We start from the raw sequence: 21816 nt of genomic DNA, 5'->3' as shown, positions 1-21816 counted from the left end.
TGCATATTTTTATGCAAATGGCTTCATGGCACCCGTCCACCAAGACCTTTTTTCAAACCGTTTAACCAAGCAATCTTACACAATATGTATAGCACCAAAATAGCTTCGTCACAAAGCATCGTGCGAGGAGGAATGGTTTACATGTAAAGATGTTGCATCGTTACATGTAAGGTCTATTCTTTAAACTCTTTTTGATTGCGAGGTTTTAAAAACAGCTCTTTGAAACGCTCATTCGCATAGTTTTCAATGTCGGCTTGTAACTTTCGATAGTTTTCCATATATTCAAGGGCAACTGGAGTCAATGTCGTTCCTGCATCTTCACCGCCACCTTGTCTGGTTTGCACCATCGTGTCATTGATGTTACGTTGTAAAATCTTAATGTGTGTCCACGCTTTTTTGTAGTTCATCCCGATTTTTTCAGACGCTTTAGAGATAGAGCCTTCCTGCTCGATCAACTCTAAAATCTCGGTTTTACCCTTACCAAAAAGCAGTTCACCTTCCGAATTTTCGATCCATGTTTTGGTTTTTACATACAAGCGAGGGCGTAATTTCTCTTTAAAACAGCCCAGCTCACAAAAGGTGACATCGTAGTTTTTCTCTTTGAGTGTTCCACGGATTTTTTTAAGCCCAATGCCAGCAGCGGCAGCACGCGCTGCTTTACATGTAACGCGGTTTTTCTCATCCAAAAGCGGTTTGAGGCGGTTTTCTGCCTCAACATCGTAGATGCCACCTTCCAATTTTCCAAACTGCCCCAGTTCACAGGCGTCGATGCGAATGTCCATCGCTTTGGCGTACGCACCCACTTCAAGTGTCGAGCATTTCAGCTTTGCCGCAATTTTAAAGCCATCGGTGCAGTTTAGTTTGCCTTGTTCATTCAAATAGTGTTTGATCAACGCTTCCATCTCAGACATGGTCTACTCCTCTACGACGATTCGCCTTGGATGGCGATAGATATTCATCGTGTCCCCACGCACAAACCCGATGAGCGTGAGTCCAAATTTCTCAGCGATCATCAAGCCCAAACAGGTTGAAGCCGTACGCGATGCAAGAATGGGGATCTGGTGCATAACCGCTTTGGCGACCATCTCCGAAGAGAGCCTGCCACTTACCATCAAAAAGGCGTTGCTGACATCAATGCCTGCCATCTGCGCTTTGCCAACGACTTTATCAATCGTATTGTGCTGCGCGATGTCCTCGCCAATAAAGTAGGTATGCGCATCGGTAAAGAGTTTCGCCGTATGCACACAGCCTGTCTGTTCATACAACGGGCACTCGGTGTAAAACTGGCTCATCTCTCTGCTGAGAAGCTCCGCGCGAATGCTAAAATTACTTTTGATGACTTTGGCTTCAATCGCTTCAGGGTCGATGTTTGCCGTCATACTCTTGCCACAACCGCTGATAACCACACCCTCAGCATTCAGTTTTTTGATGCTAGCCTCATTGACTTTGGCTTCGATGTGGACTTGCATACCATCATTGAGAAGTTTGAGTGAAATGACATCGCTGAATTTTTCGATGATATTTTCGCTCATCAAATACCCAATCGCCAAGGCTTCTTGATCGACAGGGGTTGCCATAACAGCGCCTATTTTTTCGCCATTGACATACATTTCTAGCTTGATTTCACGAACGAGTGTATCCTCTCGCTCAAACATCTCTTTGCCTTTAACCTTCGTAATCTTGGTTGAATAAACTGGCTCCATACCTTCCCCTTAACGTGCTTTTAACGCATATTGTACCACTAAAAAATAAAGAAAGAGCAAGAGATTTTACGCTCTTGCTCTTTACATGTAAAGCTTACATGTAAAACAATTTCTGCCTCCTAGGAGGCAAGCTTTAGTGAGAAGTGTCTAACGTAGCTTTTCAAGCTTGGCTTGGAAAGCGTGTAACATTAAAACTTACCCTGATCCTTAAGCTTCTTATACCATGTGCTGTGAAGGATTTTTAGTTCCTCTTCTTCAATATACCCTGTGATAATGCTATGCACAGCTCCTTTAATAGCAAACATAGACATATAGACATGGGTAATAAAAAGAGCTAAGACTATAAAGCCCATCACATTATGAAGGATTGCGGCAGCTCTTAAGAGGTCGATTTGACTCATACCTGCAAGGTTATGCAACATCTCCATTTTAAAGTCTAGGAAGTACATCATAGCACCACTTAAGATCATGGTGATTCCTCCCAGTATGGCGACCCAGTACCACATCTTTTGACCGGCATTAAACTTCCCTGCCAAGATTGGTTTTTTCTCTTTGGATAAATAACCACCTAGAATCATAAACCATTTGACATCATCCATATTAAAGAGGGCTTCTTTAAGCCACATGAGTGCCATAGGAATGACGACGATGGTAAAGGGAATGGTAAAGATACCATGAAGGTTTTTTGCCATTCTTACAAAGGTTCCACCTCCAAAGAAGTCACCAAAGACGATGATGAATCCTGTGGGGATAATGACCAAGAAGCTCACTGCGGCTACTTGGTGAATAATACGGTTATAGAGACTAAAGGCGTAGTATTTCTTTTCACTGTGAGGAAACACTTTAGGCCCTATAATCTTATAATGGATAAAGAAGGCTGCAGGTACTCCGATTAACACGCCTAGGAAGATCCATGCAAAGTATTTGTGCTGTAGCATGGTGAACAAGGGTCCTAATTTCCATGACTCTTCTTGTCCGTATCCTAGGATATTTTGGATGCGCATCTCACCCCAGATTTGGCTATCAGCGGCGTATGCCACTGATGCCAGACCAAGGAGTGCAATGAACAGGATAATAGACTTTTTCATTGCTGCTCCTTTCATTGGTTTTTATATGCCTTATCCCATCCGTAAGGAGAGTTTGAGCCTTTTCCACCACGAGCCATTACACGCGCTCTGTAAACGTTAGAGACTGATTCTGCGTCACCTACTAGAAGTGCTTTGGTTGAACACATCGCTGCGCACACCGGTACTTTTCCCTCAGCGATACGGTTTTGACCATAGAGATGTCGCTCTTTTTCGGAGTTCGTCTCAAGTGGTCCACCGGCACACATGGTACATTTATCCATCGCCCCTTTGGCACCAAAGGCGCCATCTCTTGGGAACTGAGGAGCACCAAATGGGCATGCGTACAAGCAGTAGCCACAACCGATACATTTCTCTTTATCATGTAAGACGATACCGTCTTCTCTGATATAGAAACAATCCACGGGGCATACTTGCTCACATGGGGCATCGGTACAGTGCATACATGCAATGGATGTACTCATCTCTTTGCCTGGAATACCTTCATTGATCGTCACGACTTTTCGTCTGCTGATACCAACAGGAAGCTCATGGGCTTCGGCACATGCTACGCTACAGCCATCACACTCTATACATCTGCTCTCATCGCAGTAAAATTTCATTCTTGCGTAATCCATCTGCTCCCCCTACGCTTTTTCGATGCGGCATAGACCGCCTTTAGTTTCAGGAATTTGCGTAATGATGTCGTAACCATAGTTTGTAACGGTATTGACACTCTCACCGCTTGCATAAGGCTTCGTTCCTGCTGGGAAATTCCCTGTTCTATCTGTTCCTTGAAAATATCCTGCAAAGTGGAATGGCATAAAGACCATATCAGGAAGAACACTCTGAGAGTACTTCGCTTTCACTTTGATTTTAGTCCCTTCAGGTGAGTGTACCCACATCATTCCACCGTTTCGAATGCCATGTTTAAGCGCTAAATCAGGGTGAATGTCACAGAACATCTCAGGAGTTAAGGCTGCAATGTACTTCGACGCTCTATTTTCGATACCTGCACCATTCATGGTAACTAAACGACCTGTGACCATGTTGATAGGGAAATCTTTCGCATAATCAGCAGCACTTTGAACAGAGATATACTTCGTCATAACACGGAAGTGGTTTGCTTTATCCGGATACGCTGGATATTTTTGTGCCAAATCGGTTCGTGGTGAGTGCAATGGCTCACGGTGCATAGGGATATGATCTGGGAAGTTCCAAACAATCGCTCTGGCTTTCGCGTTACCATAAGGACAAACGCCCGCTTCGAGGCATTTTTGAACCAAGATATTGCTGTTATCGACTTTCCAGTTTGCACCACATGCCGCTTTTTCTTCCTCGGTCAATGTAATACCAAGCACTTTTTCGATGTTCTCTTTGGTGATCTCAGGATAACCCGTCTCAATTTTTGAGCCTTTAGGGAAAGAGCCTTTTTCAGCCAAGAGATTGACACCGTCTTTTTCCAAACCAAAGTTATTTCTAAAGCCCATACCACCCTCAGCAACAGTAATGCTGGTATCGTAAAGGTTTGGAGAACCGCCGTGTGTTTTCGTCCAACAAGGCCATGGAAGTCCGTAATATTCGCCTTTCATTGGTCCCATTCCCGCACCGGTTACTTCATCAAACATATGCCAGTTGTCGGTATGTTTTTTAACACGTTCCGCTGTCCAACCGGTTAAACCGATGGTTTTGATGATACGTGCAATTTCATTGGTCGCATCTTCGGGCCATGTAAATGTTTTCTTCTCAGGAATCATCTCTAACTTACCATCTTTGGTCTCTTGCATCAACATACCTTTGGTATATTGCTCATAAAAACCTAAACGCTTTGCAAGCTCAAACATGATGTCTTGATCGGCTTTGCTCTCATAAAGAGGCTCGACGACTTTGTAACGCCATTGCGCACTTCTATTCGTTGCAACAACCAAACCACTGGTCTCAAACTGCGTTGCTGCTGGAAGAATGAAGACGTTGTCTTTTTTATCGGTCAAGATCGCCGCTTCGTTGACGAATGGATCTGCCAAAACGATCATCTCTAAATTATCAAGACCCTCTTTGATTTTCGCTTGTTGCGCAACAGAGGTGATACCATTTCCCATAACAATGAGTGCTTTGAGGGTTGTGCCTGCATTTTCGATTTTATCATCGCTTTTAACGCCTGCAACACCTGCCCACCAACGTGCTAGTGAGAAACCATTTTTCTCCATCCAAGAAGCATCTTTAAACTGAGAAACGATGTAGTCATACTCTACACCCCACTGTTTTGCAAAGTATTTCCAAGAGCCTGCTGCTAGTCCATAGTAGCCTGGAAGTGAGTCTGCTAAACAGCCCATATCGGTCGCACCTTGAACGTTGTCGTGACCTCTTAGAATGTTTGTACCACCACCCGCTTTTCCCATGTTGCCAAGAGCAAGTTGAAGAATCGGAGCAAGGCGTGTATTAGAGGTACCAATGCTGTGCTGGGTCAGACCCATAGCCCAGATGAGTGTACCCGGACGATTTTTTGAATATAACGTTGTAATTTGAATCAATTTTTCAGCAGGAACGCCTGTAACATCGGCAACCAATTCAGGTGTCCATTTGGCAGCTTCCTCTCTGATTTTATCCATACCAAAAACGCGTGCATCAATATACTCTTTATCTTCCCAACCATTTTTGAAGATAATATGGAGCATTCCATACATAAAAGGAATGTCAGTTCCTGGGCGAATTTGAGCAAAAATATCTGCTTTAGCAGCCGTTTTCGTAAAACGAGGATCAATAACGATTAATTGAGAGTTATTTCTCTCTTTTGCTTTTAAGAAATGTTGGAAACCAACTGGATGGTTTACCGCTGGATTTGCGCCAAAAATAATAATAGACTTTGACTTCTGAATATCTCCAAGGGAGTTTGTCATAGCACCGTATCCAAATGTATTCGCCACACCGGCGACTGTGGAAGAGTGTCAGATTCTCGCTTGATGATCTGTGTTATTGGTACCAAAGAATGCTGCAAACTTTCTAAAATAGTAGGCTTGCTCATTACTCATTTTGGCTGATCCTAAGAACTGAACGGCATCAGGGCCATCTTTTTTCTTAAGCTCTGCCAATTTGTTAGCAATGCGGTTAAGCGCATCGTCCCAACTTAAACGTTTCCACTGACCATTTTCTTTAACCATTGGGTATTTGAGGCGTACTTCAGATCTGACCATATCGATCATATCTGCACCTTTACAGCAGTGTCCGCCAAGGCTGATTGGGTGGTCTTGAGCAACTTCTTGACGAACCCATACACCGTTTTGAACCTCGGCGATCACACCACATCCAACAGAGCATGATGTACAGATCGTCTTAACTTTTTTGCTTCCAGGAAATGGGTTTTTCACCTCTTCCTCTGTTGCGGCTCGTGTCACATTCTCACCAGCAAAACCCGAAGTAGCGCCAAATACGCTTGCAACGGCTGCCATTTTGAGGAACGATCTACGACCTACAGTCGTACTTAAAGCACGTTCTGTTGTTTTTTCCATAACGTTATGCCTCCTCGTTTATAGGGCAGATTTATAATAATCTTCCCATGCTTGTGTTTTCTTATAGGTAATCTCTTTCTTTTTAGATTTACCTACAACAACGCCATTTGAACCTTTTGTTCCAGAAGAACTCGCTGTCGCGCCCACAGCACCAACGGCAGCAACTGCGCCGACCAGTGCAGCTTTTGCGACAAAGCCACGTCTGCTTTCGTTCATATTAGCCTCCTAAAAGGGTTAAATCTCTTTTGCAAGAGATTGCTCAAAAGTGCCAATGTACTTTTGAGCAATCTCTTAAGTTGCTAGCGCAGAGCGCGCTCCACTTTGGCTTCAAGCCCAGCCATCTTTTTAGCTTTATTTTCAGCACGTCTTTTTGCTTCGGCACCTGAGATCATTTCGACGGGTTTTTGAACCCTTACTTTTTCTTTGAAAGGAGGTTTTGCAACCTCAAAGTACATGCGCTCAAACGCCATAAACGCATTTAACACAATCGCGACGGATTGATACGCTTTAGACATCGGATGTTCGTAAACATTGATAACAAATTCATCCACAAACGGATTAATCACTTCAACAAAAAGACAGTGTTGAATAGTTTCGTACTCTTTTCCACCGTGCATAATGAGCTCGATCAGTTCGTGCATAAAGGTGAAAATAAACCCAACGCTGTCTTCATTCTCTTTAAAATGGTTTTCATCACGTCTGATTTTGGTTTTGGCAAGGAAGTTTTTAACGGCGAGTCGTTGGTGACCGCTCTCAACGCCTTCGTCATAATACGAAGCGGTATTGCGAACCACTTTATAAGCAGGGTTGTGGAAGATGTCATCGTACTCTTGAACCAAGGCAGTTTGTCCACAGGTCTTTAAAAAAGCTTGAATCTCTTTGAGTGCTTCACCCGAATTTTCATCCATAGGATTTTGTATCATCACTTCAAGTGCTTCATTAATTCCTAAATAGCGATCACTGTTTGTCGTAAAAACAAACATTTTGCTCAAAAAGCCATAGTAGAGTGAGCGGGCTTTATTAACCGATTCTTTATTTATCACGTCTTTGTTCCTCATTTCTTAAAGTCAACAAAAGTAGACCGATTTAGTCTTATTTACTTCAAACCGTTCACAAACCTCGAAAACAAGGGGAAAACATGAACTCTTTGTGAAACTATTGCCCTTGTTTGATGCTTCATTTTATGAAATTAGTAAACAGTTGTTGACCGATTTTTAGAAAATTTACCACAGATTTGCTTAGGTGAGAATGGGTTAAAAAGAGTAGTTTAAAAACTTAAAAGTAACTTAAATATGCAAATTAAGCATATTACTCGGGGGGCTAAAGCGGATGAAGGAAGTATAGTTCAGAGAACATTAAAGCCCTCTGAACTGTTTTACATGTAAAGCGTTTTAGAAGCTATAACGCACATTCGCGTAATAGTTTCGACCCTCTTGAACATAGCCATTATTGTAGTAATAAAGCTCATCAAAGAGATTTTTAATGCCAACGGCGAGTTCAAGCGCTTTGACAGGTCTGTACGCAACGCGTATATCTGCCACCGTATACGAACTGCTCTTTTCACTGCCTGTTACGTTGGAATAACGCTCACCTTCGTGTCGAAGGATAGGAGTAATATCAATCGAATGAATCGGTGAATAGGTCATGCTTGCATAATAACTGTGTTTGGGTGTATCGGTCGTGTACTGAGCATTTGCCGTTTTACTGTCTTCAATTTCTGCGTCAATATAGGTGTAAGAGAGCGTACTTTTAAGCTGACTGCTCCACAGCGAATCCAAGCTAATTTCCACACCTTTATGCTCTTCTTGATCAAAATTTTGCATCTGTTTACAGTTGGTACCGGTACAACCCAGCGTAGCATCTGTATTGGTTAAACCACTCACGGAAGCAATATAATCTTTTGTTTTGGTGTAAAAAAGCGCTACTTTTGCATGATGATCGTCCACAAATGCCCAATCACTGCCGACTTCATACGTCGTAGAACGTTCTGCATCCAAGCTAGGATTGAGAATATAATCTCCAAATTTTGAAGAGTAACGATCTTTCAGTGTTGGCATGTTACTTTTTTGAGAGATGCTTCCGTAAAACATCAACTCTTTTGTGGCGTTAAATGTCAGAATGGTTTGAGGGTTGAAGGCATCGGAGTCGTATTTGGGGAACTCTCCAGCAATGTGTGTTCCTGCACTGTTTCGGTATTCTGCTTTTGTCACCTCATTTTTATCGTAACTACCACCTAATGTCCATGTCAATTTATCATTCGGTTGCCATGAATATTCAGCGCCTAATGACAACGTTTTACTCTCATCTTTAAGATCTGCATTAGGAGATTTTGAGCTGATGTCTTTGTGGTTGTCGTATTTTTGAGAAACAGAAAGTTTTAAAAGATGGTTATCAGCGATTTTAATATCGCCTTCGACAATACCACCAAAGGTATGATCATCGTATTCTGAAATCTCGCTCACAACATCTTGCGACCCAGATTGCGGTGTTCCTTTAAACAGAATTTTGTTGTAAAACTCATCGTAATACAGACGTGTTTTAAGATAATGCTCCCCAATAGCCGTTTTGGTAATCAGATAATAACTCGTCTTATCCCAGTCTTTCCAATCCCAGTTACGATTGTAAGCATTGTTCGTTGTAGAACCTTGCGCCATCGCAAACCACGGTTGCTCTTTTTCACCACGCTGCGCGATATAATTCAAAGAGTACTCATCCGTTGAATTGGGCGTATAGCCGACTTTAAGATTGATTTTTTTATCGCCATACTCTGAATTGGAACGTTTGCGCCCTTCTTGATGCCCTGCTGAATCGTAATCGCTTGGAAGTTTATAATAATCCCTTTGCATATTGGAAACGGAGAGTAAGCCGTAGTAAAGTTCTTGCTTGGTTCCGATGGTTGCATACTCTTCATAGCCATTGCCACTAAATACGCCAGCACCAACTTCGCCCTCAAGCTCTTTGGTCGGTTTTTTGCTAATAAGGTTAATCGCTCCACCCATGGTATTTGCCCCATACATCGGAGAAACATACCCTTTGGAAACATCGATCTCACCAATATCGTAGGTTTTAAACCGCGCCAAATCGATATTGTGATCGTAAGGAACGTAAATAGGAATACCATCAATATAAATAGGCACACGCGTACTCGAAAAGCCACGCACACGCACTTTTGACTCACCTCTAGCCCCTGTGTAATCCGCATAAACACTCGGTACACTTTGAAGTGCTTCAACAACCGTTTTTGCTTCACTCTCTTTGATTGTTTCTGCAGAAACAACATCCACACTTGGATTTTGACTAATATCCTTCTGTGAAGTTACCTCGATTTTTCCTAACTCATACGTCTCACCCATCAACACAGATGCGGTGATCAACGAGAGTGCTACGCCAATTTTAAATTTCATTTTTTCTCCTTGTATGCTACCAAAACATAGTATTGTATTTTATATAACGATACTTCTAACTTTTCAAAAAATCTAACCAACCTCTTACATTTTAATCGTGTGCACAAACGAAGGAATACAGACAGGATAGCCGCAAACCGTCTCTTTAAGCTCAATATTCGTGTGGTAAAGCTCGTTAATAAGCTCCTCAGTAATCGTTTTACATGTAAGCCCATTCGCCAAGATATGCCCGTCTTTCAGCGCATAGGTGTAACCACCCAACATCAGCGCATGTTCGGGAAAATGGGTTGATTTTAAAAAGGTGTAGCCCTCTTTGGAGAGCTTCAGGATCGTTTCCAAAAGGCGCAGTTGATTGCCATAGTCTAGCCCCGAAACGGGCTCATCCATAACCAAGATTTTTGCCCCTTGCGCTAAAGAACGAGCGATTAACACCAACTGTTTTTCACCACCACTCAGCGTTTGAAAGATACGCTTTTCCAGATAAACAATGCCCAATCGCTCCATCGCAGCGCGTGCTAAATCCCTGTCCTTTTTACTTGGTTTTTGAAACCATGACTCAAAAGCGATGCGCCCCATCATGACAATGTCGAGTGCACAAAACGCAAAAGCGACTTGTGTACTTTGTGGAACATAGCTTACATGTAAAGCCCTCTCTTTGATCGAATAGCTCTGCAACGGCTTTCCTTTTAAGATCACTTCACCGCTTTTGGGGTTTAAAAGTCCTAAAAAAAGTTTCATCAGCGTGCTTTTTCCCGTACCGTTTGGCCCTAAAAGTGAGACGATGGAACCCTCCTCAATGCGAAGGTCTACCCCTTGCAAAATCGGCGTACTGTTATAAGAAAAGTAAAGATTTTCTGCGCTGTAAAAACTCATGCAAATCCTTTTTTCGCATTTTTCAGCGCAAAAACAAAGATGGGAATACCAATGAGCGAAGTCGCAATCCCAATGGGAATTTCCACACTCATCGAGGTACGACACAAGGTATCGACGATGATAAGAAAGGTTGCCCCTAAAAGGGCGCACATCGGAAGTAAAACACGGTTATCCGCTCCTACCAAAAAGCGTGCGATATGTGGGATGATAAGCCCCACCCAGCCAATCATTCCCGCCACCACGACGGTGAGCGTGCTAAGCAGTGTGGCAAGTAAAATCGCACTGTTGCGTACCCACACCACATGAACACCTAACGCTTTGGCATCTTGATCGCCCAGACTTAAAACATTAAGGTATTTGCCCATTAACGAAAGGGCAATGGTACTGAAAATCAGCGGAATGGCAACGCTTGAGAGTGTTTTCATATCGACTGCGCTGAAAGAGCCCATCAGCCAGTAGACAATCGTCGGAAGTTTATTGTACGGATCAGCAACATACTTCACCGTTGAAAGCAGTGCGGAAAAAAGCGAACTGGAGATAACACCACCAAGGACTAAAAGGATCGTCTGTGAGCCGCTTCTACCGTAAATCTTCGCCACACCAAGGGCGACCAAAACCGCTACAAACCCAAAGGTAAATGAGAAAAGCTGTACCCCAAACCAACTATCAGAGATCATAATGCCAAGTGTAGCGCCAAACGAAGCGCCAGCGAGTACGCCCAAAATGCCTGGTGACACCAGAGGATTGACAAACATCGCTTGAAACGCCCCACCTGAAACCGAGAGTGCAGCGCCGACTAAAATGACTGCTAAAATGCGTGGCAGGCGAATGTCAAACACAATGTTAGACAGCAGCATCACCTCTTTGGGAGCCGTGCCAATGTTCAGCAGTTTCCATAAGAGCAGTTGCGTCAGTGTGCCAAGGTCAATTTCATAGCGCCCAAGAGCAAGTGAAATCAGCAAACTTGCCCCCAACATAACAATCATCATGCCAAAAAGAAACGAGTTTTTCATAGCACGCCCGAAATTTCATAAATCTGTTGCTCTGTGAGATCGATGTTTAAAAAGAGTTTGTAAAACTCACGCATCTCTTGCGCAAACTGCTCTGAATTGGGTGTATTGTAAAAGATATGCGTCAGCCACCTTACGCCCAAAAGCCGCATAAACGAAGGCGGTCGGTCAACCCAGTTAAACGGCACTTTTGGCACGAGAAAGATTTTGCCCTCTTTGATGGCTTTGATGGAATTCCACCTCGTATCGCTTTTGACTTTCTCAAAAAAATCTCGCTCTTGCGCGACGATGATGTCAGGATTGTATAAAATAACTTGTTCCAAAGAGACTTTTTCCATCCCAAGTCCGCTTTTGGTCGAACATAAATGCGGGTTGATGCCGCCTGCAAATTTGATCGCTTCGTAGTGAAACGACTGGTCGCACTCAGTGGCAAGTCCATCTGCGCCCTCTGCGTAGTAGACAATAGGGCGTTTTGTGGCGTTGTTTTGCACAACATTTTTGGTTTTTTCCAGTGCAGCACTGGCATAATCTGCAAGCACTTTTGCACGAACTTGTCTGTTTAAAACCTCGCCAAAAAAGAGATATGCTTTGGGCAAACTCTCAACGCTCTCCAAATCCACATTGATACTCGGAATTTTACTGCTCTCAAAAAGATACTTCGCCAACTGACTCGAAGCATCGTTGTTCCACAAAAAGACCACATCAGGATGCAACGAGAGCAAGGTTTCCCTGTTCATGCTATTACCGCCTCCTTGAAGACCTCCCACAACAGGAAGTGCCATAAAACGAGGGTCAAGCATATTGGAGGATTCGTTATTGCCACGCGCATGGTTGAAATTAAGCCCTACGATCAAAGAAGCATCAATCGTATAGATCATATACGTCGAAGGTGGCGATGTGCCAAAAACTTTGGTGATGACATCAGGGATTTCAACTGTTTTGCCGCCCATATCGACGATCTCACGCGCACATGCACCGCTTAAAAGAAGAAGTAATACACTTCCAATAACGCCTAAAATTCGCATCTTTATCCTTACATGTAAAAAATTAGAGTTCTTGCAAAACCAGTTTTGCAAGAAGTAAAAGCACCAAGGGTGCGCGGGCCTTCTGCCGAAGAAAACCTAGTGTTAACGTAGTTTTTAAAGCTTTGCTTTAAAAGCGTGTCAAGAGTTTTGCAAAAACTCTATGAAAAGAGTCCAAACTCAGCTTTTATATCTTCATACAAAATACGTTTCATCGGCACACTCGAACTTCGACGATTGACCATGCGCATCGAAAAAGGCTCGATCCAGTTCCAAAACTCCCCGATCAACTCTTTGGGGAAATCAAGATCATGTAGAGTCTGTTTGTACGCCATCAGCCATACCTCCCTAGCCTCATCATCGATGGCAAAAGGGGCGTGCGTACGACACAAAGAGGGCGGACCGTAACTAAACGTATAGATTTTTGCACCACCCAAAGCTTGAATGAGAAAATGGCTCGCTTTAGTGACGCCTTCCATAAAATGCGCTTCATCGCTTGGGTACATCTGCGAAACAGCACTTTTTTGAAGCAAGCGGTGGTGATGCAACACAATGTTATGAATCGTTTCAGCACCAAGTTTGGTTAAAAAACCAGGCGTCGGTAAAATAATCACAGGCAGTGGCGCTTTTAAATTGATAGGGCTCCACTGAAGACTTTCGCTCTTTTTAGCAACGGGGGGTTTATGAAGAAAATGATGACCATTGCACATGAAATTTCCTTAGGATTTGAGCTTAAAAACAACGGGAATTGCAATCTCCAACGCCGCTTTAGGAGGAAGATCGAATGGAACAGCGTCCAAAATGGCATCCATAGCATTGCGATCTAAAATCGCTTTACCACTGGATTTTGCAATCTTAATGGACGAGGCATCAACCGTTCCATTGGCGTGAATCAAAAATTGCACGACCGCTTCACCCTCCACGCCCATTTTTTTAGCCATAGAGGGGTAACGAAGGCTCTCTTGAATTTTTTGCCTTACTTTAGCAAGATACGCCAAGAGCAGATCATCACTTTGGCGCGCAGGTGCACTCACTGCTTGCTCTTGTGCTTTGGTGGTGGGTGCAACTTCAACAGTCTCTTCGACAAAAGGCTCAGGCGAAGCATCCGTTGTCAGAATGGGTTTGGGTGTTGGCACGGTTTTAACGATCTCTTTTGACACCTTTTTTTCGGGTTTTTTCACAACAATGGGTTCAGCCTTTGGCGGAACGATTGCTTCTTTAACCTCTTCAGTGTTAGGCGTAGGTTTTGGCTCATCCAAAAAGCTCACTTGCGTAACGACAAGCTCGCGTATAGCGGGTTTTGGGATCATTACACTTCCCATAAAAAGCGCATAGGCAATCGTTACATGTAAACAGAGTGTTCCAAACGAAGCGGCAAAAAAATGCGATGCTCTCACGCGCCACCCTTTGTGGTTTGAATCGCAAAGGTGCTGATGCGGTATTTTTTACACAGATCGATCACTTTGACCACATATTCAAACGGTGTTTTTGCGTCACTGCGTAGTAAAATATGAGGCTCAGAGGCACTGATCTGGGCGATTTTTGCATCTAAATCTTCGAGCGAAACTGCCACATCATCATAATAAAGCTCACCCGATTCGTTCAACGAGAGTGTGATCGGCTTTTGCTCATCTTTGCGGTTTTCAGCATGGGATGCTTGGGGAAGAGTAAGCGGAATTTTGCCTTGCGTCACAAAGGTAGCCGTGACCATAAAAATGACCAAGATGACCAGTACGATGTCCACAAAAGGGGTCATATTGATCTCAGCAATATCGCTCTCATAGACAAATTTACGCTTCATCGAGCTGCGCTTCTTTGTATGTTAAAATGACTTTGACCCGTCTGATGAAATAGTTGTAAGCGATGACACAGGGAATGGCGACAAACAGTCCCGTCGCCGTGGCGATCAACGCTTCAGAGATGCCTTGCATGATGGGTTGCACATCAAACGCATTGGACGAGCCAATCATGTGAAACGCTTGGATAATCCCTAAAACGGTTCCAAAAAGCCCTATAAAAGGGGCGTTATTGCCAAAGGTGGCTCAAATGCCCAAACGCGCCTCAAGGCTAAGACGCAACGTATAATAATCCATACTTTGATACTTTTTTTCAATCATACTAAACGCTAAAAGACGCTCTATCATCACCCCAACTGCTAACACACTCATGGCGACCAACACCCACAGTACGGGGTCGATCCCTAAGAGGGCAAACGATAAAAGTTTTTCACTCAACATCTCTTCTCCTTAAAATAGCCATCTCCAAAACCCTTTAAGCTCAACCGATATGTACTGCACATAAATAACGGTTGAGCGAAAAAGAGCTGACAACAAGAAACGAGACCATTATAACGTAATATACATGACAATACAACGGTAAAGTATACACCCAACACCTGCAAAAGTGTTTAAAAAATAAGCACTCCCGTTTCTAAAAGGCTTCCTAAAAGCGCTTCACGCGACTTTTGTGCTATACTTATTTTTAAATTACTCCTTCCTAGGATACAGAGGACACCCATGTTAGAAGCACGACTTTGGATGAAAAAAAGCGATAAAAATTTTCTTGGCAAAGGGCGCATTGAGCTTTTAGAAAATATTCGAGAGTTTGGCTCAATCCACGCAGCCGCCAAAGTCATGAAGATGAGTTACAAAGCTGCATGGGATTCCGTGGATGCCATGAACAACCTTTCAGAGATTCCTTTGGTGCTAAAAACAAGTGGCGGCAAAGGCGGTGGTGGGACGATTATCACTCCAAAAGGCGAAGAGGTCATCGCGGCATTTCACAATTTGCAAGCTAAACACCAACAATTTTTGGATCTTTTTGCCAACAGTGACGACCTGCTTACCATCGTTCAGACCTTAAGCCGACTCTCGTTGAAACTGAGCGCACGCAACCAACTTATAGGAACTATCAGCGCCATTAGCGAAGATGCTGTCAATGTTGCGATTGAGCTGACCATCAAAGCTGCTGATAAAATTTATTCCAGTATCACCAAAAACAGTTACCAAGAGCTTGGACTTCATCTCGGAGAGAGTGCGATTGCGATCATTAAAGCCAGCTCCGTGCTTCTTTCAAAAACCAAACCAACCATCGCGTGTGAAAACCTCCTCAAAGGCACGATCATCCAAATTCTCAGCGACACGTCCAACACTGAAGTGACGCTAGAGTTAGAGAGCAAAAGCACCATCACTGCGACCATTGCCAACGATGCGTTTGAGCCACTTCATCTTAAAATCAACGAAGAAGCGTATGCTTTTTTCAAAGCATCCAATGTTATTTTAGGCGTTTGATACCCTTTAAACGCCTTTTTTATTTTCCCCTGCTCTCTTTTATAATGCTTAAATTGTAACCATTTTGATGCGCATAAAATAATACTTCCGCTATTTTTACCCTTGCCATACATTTTTTTTCCTGCTATCATTATATTTTTATTTATATAACGTATTAGTGTAAAAATTATTACGTATTCTAATACTCTAAGGAGACACCATGCCTGTCATAATCGATGGAATTCAAGTTCAATTATTCAGTGAGTGCGACACAAACGCACCTTTTCCCGTTGCCGATGAGAGCCCAAGGCGAGCTCATCCGAAGATCGATATGATCTTTCCTGAGCTGTTTTTCCCTTCCAATAGAACGTATTTAGCTCTTGGTGAAGCGAAAATTCGTGAAGTGGTCAAAGTCCATCATGAGCTCGTGCGCCACAGTAAGATTGGGCATCTCTATCCACAAGAGGAATCTGCTTTTATCGCTGCTACGCGCAAAATCGAAGACTTTTTTGTGCAGATGTTAGGCGGCAAAGACCTCTACACGAGTGTGCAAGGGCACCCCAAACTTCGTGATCGCCATTTTCCTTTTGAAGTGACCGAAACGGGGCGCGATATTTGGCTCATGAGCTTTCGAAAAGCGCTCAAACAGTGCGCCGTTCGTTCCTAAAGAACTTTTGCCCGAAATCTGGAATTGGGTTGAGGCTATCTCGATTCGTATGATTAATCGAAGGACGAGTATGGAGATGGTCAAACGCTATCCGTATGAAAGCATTCAATCGTATTTTGACGTTTAACACCTTTTACATGTAAACAAAACCCTAAGGAAATTAGAATGAAGAAAACCCCGCTTTCATGGATCGTTGCTATGAGTTTGTGTTCTTTATCTGCCTATGCGGCGCAAAGTGTTACCCTAGAGCCTGTTTCGGTTGAAGAAGAGAAAGAGACTTCTCAAACCCTAAGTCTTAGTGATGCAAAAACTACCATTGACACCCAAGAGCTTTCAAGCCAACCCACCACGCTCAATGAAGCACTGGGCGATACTTTTTTTGTCAACTACAAAAAAGCAGGTGAATACAACGCTGAGCCTTACATCAGAGGACGAGGTGTGAATGGCGTGCCCATTTATATCGAAGGAATGCGCATCAATGCAGCGCACCCAGATTCGACGAATCTTTTTACGATGATAGACGTGCAAGAGGTGGATGTTTACAGAGGAGCGAATGGCGCTAATGTCGGTATGGGAGCGATGAACGGCGCTGTGATCGTCAAGCTCAAAGAGCCGAAATTTAGCACAAGCGATGAATTTCAAGAGTCCAGTTTCATCAACGCCAAAACATCGCTTTTTTCACAAACAGGTTATACCACGGGCATTGGGACAACCCTTTACAATCAATTTGTCAACTTCTCACTCAGTGGTAGTGTGAGCGAATACAATAACTATGACAATGGCGCAGGAGACGAAGTCCTTCATTCTGACTCCGATAGTAAACATTACACTATCTCTACAGCGGTAAAAACAGGGGATGACAGCTATATTTACGGTCGTTTTATGAAAGATAAAAGCAGCTCAGCCGATCCACTCTCGCGCTATCAACAAAGCGGTGTTTGGAACTATACCGATCACCCTAATGATGATGCCAAAACCTATTTTGTAGGGTTTCGGAAAGCAGAGTGGTATGGCTTAAGCGACATTGATTTCCAAATCTTTAAAAACGATTTGCACTATGACATCAATACCAAAAAAGAGTCAGGTGTCCCCTATAATCAAGAGCTTTTTAGAGAAAGCAATACCAAAGGCGCTAAGCTTTCGGGCAAAAAAGAGTTAGATGAGCATCAAACGCTCTCATTGGTGATGACCTACTCTAAAATGGAGATCACCAACGGTGTGAGAAGTTGGAATAACTCAACAGGGACATGGGGCGATTGGACGAGCGCCTTTGGTATTAAAGGGGGTGATTATACCAATGTGGGTCTGCAACTGAGTGATGACATTAAATATGGCAAAGCGTTTTACACTCTGAGCGCTGGCTATGAAAATGTCAAACGCAACGTTACTTCCAATGTCAATACCACCAAATTGGATTCCTTACTCCCCGAAGCACTCGATGCGCTGATTCAGAAAACCAATACCAATGAGCGCGATAATCTTCTCTCCATGAGTGCCAAAGCAGGCTATGAGATTTCTTCTGCGTTTGTACCCTACATCAAACTCTCTAACGCCGAGCGAACCCCGTATTTTAACGAAGCGTATGGTAATAATCCAAGCTATGGAAGCCAAATACCTAATCAAACGCTTGAAAATGAAAAAGTATGGGACATTGACGTGGGAATGGATGGTAAGTACGAGCGTTTTTACTACACCTCAGCGCTTTACTACCAACGCTACTCTGATTACATCGAGCTGGTTAAAACAGGTTACATGACCACAGGTGGACTTCCTATCAAACGTTATATCAACCTTGATGAAGCAATCATTTACGGTGCTGAAGCTATGGCAGGCTATGGACTAGGCAATGATCTTTTTGTAGAAGCGGCATACCTTTACACACGTGGTCAAAATGAAGAGGATGACACACCTTTAGCCTTTATTGCTCCTCAAAAACTGACCCTCTCCTTGGCACAAAAACGCTCCATTGGGCTTAGTTGGAAACTTGAAGAGGTCTTTGTCGACAATCAAGATCGCATCTCTAGTGTCAATGGCGAAATCGCGACACCAGGGTATTCTTTGACCAACGCTTCGATGAGCTATGGATTTTCAAAACTAGGCGTTCTTAAAAATGCGGTGGTCAGTTTTGAACTCAATAACATCTTCGATAAATCCTATCGTGAACACCTTGATAAAGTCTCTTCAACGGCATGGTATTTACCTGACAATGCTGGTATCAACGGTGTTTTATCGCTTAAAGCAGCATTTTAAAAGGAGTTATGATGCGTTTTATTCTTGCTTTTTTACTTGTTTTCGTTTCGCTTTTTGCCAATGAAGCGCGCACGTTTGTTGATATTTCGGGCAAATCAATCACCTTGCCTGAACCTATCACGCGCATTTACGGCTCGGCACCACCGATTAGTTTTATGATTTACGTCATTGATGACGCACCCCTCATTGGTGTCAATTTTCCACAAACCAACCAAGACAACGCCAATGGTGACACATTTTTGTCCAAACATTTTATGAGTCTTCCCATTTTAGGCGGTTGGCACGGCAATAACACACCCAATCTTGAAGCCATTATCGCCGCAAAACCCGACGTGATCATCACATGGGATACGCCGCTTCTGAATGAAAAAACGGCAAAAGATTTGGCGCGCATCAACATTCCTGCACTGAAAGTGAACATCGATGATTCGCGCAATTACCCTGAAGTGCTTCGTTATCTTGGCAAAGTGATGCACAAAGAGGAGAGAGCGAATGCCCTTGCTACCATGGCGCAAACCTATCTGGACGAGCTAAAAACCTTTGTAGCGAGCATTCCTCTAAAGGAACGTACCAAAGTTTATTATGCCGAAGGTCCTTTTGGGTTACAAACGGAGTGCGATGTCTCGTTTCACTCCGAACCTTTAGTGCTAGCAGGGGGCAATTTAGTCCATAAGTGCGTTCAAAACAGCGTCATAGGCATGCAAGAGGTCAGTTTTGAGCAGGTTTTGAGTTATGCACCTGAAGTGATCATCGTCCAAAGTCCTGCGTTTTACAAAACGATCTTTGAAGATAAAAAATGGGCGATGCTCAAAGCGGTACAAGCCAAACATGTCTATCTTATCCCAAAATCGCCGTTTAACTGGACAGATCACCCACCCTCTTTTATGCGCATTATCGGGGTACACTGGATTGCGAGTAAACTCTATCCGACCCGTTATCCGTACAAAATTCAAGAAAAAGTCAGAGCGTTTTACCAACTCTTTTTTGGTGTTGCACTCAGTGATGAGGATCTTAAAACCTATTTTGATCTTTAATGCCTTGGGTTTCATGATGTAAATTTAAGCACGCCTCTCTTGTACTTCGAAGTAAATTTCGTTATAGTGCTGTGTATATAACGTTACAAAGGATACTTCATGGAACCCAATTTCAACTTTTGGGACAATATGGCAAAGCGCTACCCGCGTTTTAATGATGCTTCAATGAGTAAAGATGTCAATCACATCCTCTCTTGGTGTCAAAACAGAAATGTCTCATTTGAAGGTGCTTCTATTTTAGATATTGGGGCTGGCACAGGAGCCATTGCCATTCCTTTAGCCCAAAAAGGAGCCCTTGTCACAGCGATGGACATCTCTGAGGGCATGCTAGCCGCACTCAATGAAGATGCGAAAGAGCAAGGTGTAAGCTCTCAAATGCACACCCACCAAAGCGATTGGGATTCGTTTCCACTGAGCCAACAATACGACATCGTCATCGCCTCCATGACGCCTGCGATTAGCGATCTTCAAAAGATTGAAAAGATGCTGGGTGCGACCAAAAGACTGGGCATTTATGTGGGCTGGGGAAAATACCGCATCAATAAACTGGTCGAAGCCTTAGTTAAAGCGCATATCATCGAAGAAGAGGAAGATTGCGCGTCGGCAGGTTGCATTAAGGCAAAACAATTTATTGACATCTTAGATGAGCGCAACATCGCTTATGAAAGTAGCTTTTTTGAAACTTCTTGGAGTGAAACCTACAGTTTTGAAGAGGCAAAAGAGTACGCCTACGATCAACTCAAACGCAAAGAAATTACACCCGATGAAGCAATCGTTGAGTCCATTTTAGTCGCCAATCTTGAAGGTGATAAAGTGCAAGTGACCACGGAAGCCGAAAAAGGGATTATTTTATGGAGAGTGTCGTAAAAAGATGAAGATGCCCTTTTGGGGCATCTTCATGTACGCTTTAATAGAAAAATCCTGCTCCAAAACTTTAACCCCTATCATTGCTAAAATCTTTACATGTAAAGATTTCCCCCCCTTCCATGCGCCCACTTTCAGCAGGTGAAGCGCCTTTATGTTATACTTCCTCAAATTTTATAGAAGGTTTTGGGATGTTTTACACCGTTTTGGCTATTTTTTCAGGTGCGGGGTTTGGCGCACTTTTACGCTGGCTTTTAGGCACTAAGTTAAACTCTCTTTACCCTTCCATTCCACTAGGTACCCTCAGTGCTAATTTACTGGGTGGTTATTTGATTGGATTATTCATCGCTTTTTTTGCTTCCAATACAGCCTTAGCGCCTGAATGGCGACTTTTTATCATTACTGGATTTTTAGGCGGACTTACCACGTTTAGCACCTTTAGCGCCGAGATTGTGACCCTCATTCAAGAAGGGCGTTTTAGCATGAGCATCGTGGCCGTTTTTTTACATCTAATGGGTTCGATCACGATGACACTGCTTGGCATTGCCAGTTACACCCTACTTCACAAAGGAAGCTTATGAAAGGTTTTCAACTCGTTTTTTCAACGCTGCAAAGTCGTAAACACCCTAATGGTGAGCCTATCAGCCAGTGGCTTATGGAGATTGCTGAAAAAATCGGTATTAAAGGCATAACGGTTCTTCATGCTGCACAAGGCGTCGGGCGAGATGGGAAGCTGCACTCCTCCAACTTTTTTGAACTGGCGGATGAGCCACTTGAGATTATTATGAATGTAAATGAAACAGAGTGTGAAAAACTCTTTGCGCTTTTAAATGAAGAAAAACTAGGGCTATTCTACACCAAAACTGCAATCGAATTTGGGACACTTTAATTCACGAGCGTTCTTGCACAGTGAGTTTCAAGAACGCTCGTCTCTTTTTTAAAATACTCCACACTTTCTAGCACCTTGTTTTCTGACACAGCCATTAAAAAATATAATAGTTAATCACTCAAGAATAGACGAATTAATTTTATAAAATCAAACAATCTTTGTCTACTATTTTTATAGGGTACCAAAATTCATTTCATTTTTAAAACTTTATCACATATCACTTATCAAATACTACTAGTTTATGAGTATAATTCTCAAAAG

At 43.1% G+C, this 21816-nt stretch carries 22 protein-coding genes and 1 pseudogene; 7 read left to right on the top strand and 16 right to left on the bottom strand.

Features of this window, described 5'->3' with window-relative positions; all coding sequences use genetic code 11:
• Positions 1 to 173: 173 nt before the first annotated feature.
• From JU57_RS04700 to JU57_RS14015, 16 genes and pseudogenes are all read right to left on the bottom strand, one after another.
• A complete protein-coding gene (locus JU57_RS04700; RefSeq protein ID WP_037957586.1) occupies positions 174 to 911 on the bottom strand; it encodes a winged helix-turn-helix domain-containing protein in 738 nt (245 codons plus the stop codon).
• Between the two features lie 3 nt (positions 912 to 914).
• The gene (gene fdhD, locus JU57_RS04695; RefSeq protein WP_037957576.1) at positions 915 to 1703 is read right to left on the bottom strand and encodes a formate dehydrogenase accessory sulfurtransferase FdhD; all 789 of its coding nucleotides are present in this window, start codon (positions 1701 to 1703) and stop codon (positions 915 to 917) included.
• 188 nt (positions 1704 to 1891) lie between these two features.
• Positions 1892 to 2791: a formate dehydrogenase subunit gamma gene (locus tag JU57_RS04690; protein ID WP_037957563.1), complete on the bottom strand. Its 900-nt coding sequence runs from the start codon at positions 2789 to 2791 to the stop codon at positions 1892 to 1894.
• A gap of 11 nt (positions 2792 to 2802) precedes the next feature.
• The gene (fdh3B, locus tag JU57_RS04685) at positions 2803 to 3405 is read right to left on the bottom strand and encodes a formate dehydrogenase FDH3 subunit beta (RefSeq protein ID WP_037957562.1); all 603 of its coding nucleotides are present in this window, start codon (positions 3403 to 3405) and stop codon (positions 2803 to 2805) included.
• Positions 3406 to 3414: 9 nt separating this feature from the next.
• Positions 3415 to 6273: a formate dehydrogenase subunit alpha gene (locus JU57_RS04680; protein WP_294875904.1), complete on the bottom strand. Its 2859-nt coding sequence runs from the start codon at positions 6271 to 6273 to the stop codon at positions 3415 to 3417.
• 18 nt (positions 6274 to 6291) lie between these two features.
• On the bottom strand, positions 6292 to 6489 hold the full coding sequence (locus tag JU57_RS04670; RefSeq protein ID WP_037957558.1) for a hypothetical protein: 198 nt from the start codon (positions 6487 to 6489) through the stop codon (positions 6292 to 6294).
• A gap of 83 nt (positions 6490 to 6572) precedes the next feature.
• The gene (locus tag JU57_RS04665) at positions 6573 to 7316 is read right to left on the bottom strand and encodes a molecular chaperone TorD family protein (protein WP_051906595.1); all 744 of its coding nucleotides are present in this window, start codon (positions 7314 to 7316) and stop codon (positions 6573 to 6575) included.
• A gap of 348 nt (positions 7317 to 7664) precedes the next feature.
• Complete coding sequence (locus JU57_RS04660) at positions 7665 to 9677, bottom strand: TonB-dependent receptor (protein WP_037957557.1); 2013 nt, start codon at positions 9675 to 9677, stop codon at positions 7665 to 7667.
• 84 nt (positions 9678 to 9761) lie between these two features.
• Complete coding sequence (locus JU57_RS04655; RefSeq protein ID WP_037957556.1) at positions 9762 to 10550, bottom strand: ABC transporter ATP-binding protein; 789 nt, start codon at positions 10548 to 10550, stop codon at positions 9762 to 9764.
• On the bottom strand, positions 10547 to 11563 hold the full coding sequence (locus JU57_RS04650) for an iron ABC transporter permease (RefSeq protein WP_037957553.1): 1017 nt from the start codon (positions 11561 to 11563) through the stop codon (positions 10547 to 10549). The genes JU57_RS04655 and JU57_RS04650 overlap by 4 nt, the downstream gene beginning before the upstream one ends.
• Positions 11560 to 12585: an ABC transporter substrate-binding protein gene (locus JU57_RS04645; protein WP_037957548.1), complete on the bottom strand. Its 1026-nt coding sequence runs from the start codon at positions 12583 to 12585 to the stop codon at positions 11560 to 11562. The genes JU57_RS04650 and JU57_RS04645 overlap by 4 nt, the downstream gene beginning before the upstream one ends.
• Positions 12586 to 12743: 158 nt before the next feature.
• On the bottom strand, positions 12744 to 13292 hold the full coding sequence (locus JU57_RS04640; RefSeq protein ID WP_051906593.1) for a hypothetical protein: 549 nt from the start codon (positions 13290 to 13292) through the stop codon (positions 12744 to 12746).
• Between the two features lie 9 nt (positions 13293 to 13301).
• Positions 13302 to 13979 carry an energy transducer TonB gene (locus JU57_RS04635; RefSeq protein ID WP_037957546.1) on the bottom strand — a complete coding sequence of 226 codons (678 nt, stop codon included), beginning with the start codon at positions 13977 to 13979 and terminating at the stop codon, positions 13302 to 13304.
• Positions 13976 to 14383: a biopolymer transporter ExbD gene (locus JU57_RS04630; RefSeq protein WP_037957544.1), complete on the bottom strand. Its 408-nt coding sequence runs from the start codon at positions 14381 to 14383 to the stop codon at positions 13976 to 13978. Before JU57_RS04630 ends, JU57_RS04635 begins: the two co-directional genes overlap by 4 nt.
• Positions 14373 to 14612: pseudogene (locus tag JU57_RS14020) on the bottom strand (MotA/TolQ/ExbB proton channel family protein); the annotation flags it as partial. The pseudogene JU57_RS14020 and the gene JU57_RS04630, both read right to left, overlap by 11 nt.
• A 12-nt stretch (positions 14613 to 14624) precedes the next feature.
• Positions 14625 to 14819 carry a hypothetical protein gene (locus JU57_RS14015; RefSeq protein ID WP_294875893.1) on the bottom strand — a complete coding sequence of 65 codons (195 nt, stop codon included), beginning with the start codon at positions 14817 to 14819 and terminating at the stop codon, positions 14625 to 14627.
• Positions 14820 to 15098: 279 nt separating this feature from the next.
• On the opposite strand from JU57_RS14015, the gene JU57_RS04620 reads away from it, so the two are divergent.
• From JU57_RS04620 to JU57_RS04590, 7 genes are all read left to right on the top strand, one after another.
• Positions 15099 to 15872 carry a TOBE domain-containing protein gene (locus tag JU57_RS04620; protein WP_037957542.1) on the top strand — a complete coding sequence of 258 codons (774 nt, stop codon included), beginning with the start codon at positions 15099 to 15101 and terminating at the stop codon, positions 15870 to 15872.
• A 199-nt stretch (positions 15873 to 16071) separates the two neighbouring features.
• A complete protein-coding gene (locus JU57_RS04615) occupies positions 16072 to 16518 on the top strand; it encodes a hypothetical protein (protein ID WP_051906591.1) in 447 nt (148 codons plus the stop codon).
• A gap of 165 nt (positions 16519 to 16683) precedes the next feature.
• Positions 16684 to 18768 (top strand): TonB-dependent receptor, encoded by a 2085-nt coding sequence (locus tag JU57_RS04610; protein ID WP_037957541.1) that lies wholly within the window; start codon positions 16684 to 16686, stop codon positions 18766 to 18768.
• A gap of 11 nt (positions 18769 to 18779) precedes the next feature.
• Positions 18780 to 19802: an ABC transporter substrate-binding protein gene (locus JU57_RS04605; protein ID WP_037957540.1), complete on the top strand. Its 1023-nt coding sequence runs from the start codon at positions 18780 to 18782 to the stop codon at positions 19800 to 19802.
• Positions 19803 to 19901: 99 nt separating this feature from the next.
• Complete coding sequence (locus JU57_RS04600; RefSeq protein ID WP_037957538.1) at positions 19902 to 20669, top strand: class I SAM-dependent methyltransferase; 768 nt, start codon at positions 19902 to 19904, stop codon at positions 20667 to 20669.
• A gap of 188 nt (positions 20670 to 20857) precedes the next feature.
• On the top strand, positions 20858 to 21247 hold the full coding sequence (gene crcB, locus JU57_RS04595; RefSeq protein WP_037957537.1) for a fluoride efflux transporter CrcB: 390 nt from the start codon (positions 20858 to 20860) through the stop codon (positions 21245 to 21247).
• Positions 21244 to 21555 (top strand): DUF190 domain-containing protein, encoded by a 312-nt coding sequence (locus JU57_RS04590; protein ID WP_037957530.1) that lies wholly within the window; start codon positions 21244 to 21246, stop codon positions 21553 to 21555. The genes crcB and JU57_RS04590 overlap by 4 nt, the downstream gene beginning before the upstream one ends.
• Positions 21556 to 21816 lie beyond the last annotated feature (261 nt).

The sequence above is a fragment of the Sulfurospirillum sp. SCADC genome (assembly GCF_000743525.1).
GTDB lineage: Bacteria > Campylobacterota > Campylobacteria > Campylobacterales > Sulfurospirillaceae > Sulfurospirillum.
Note: the sequence above shows the minus strand (reverse complement) of the source record. Positions and strands in the feature narration are given on the sequence as shown.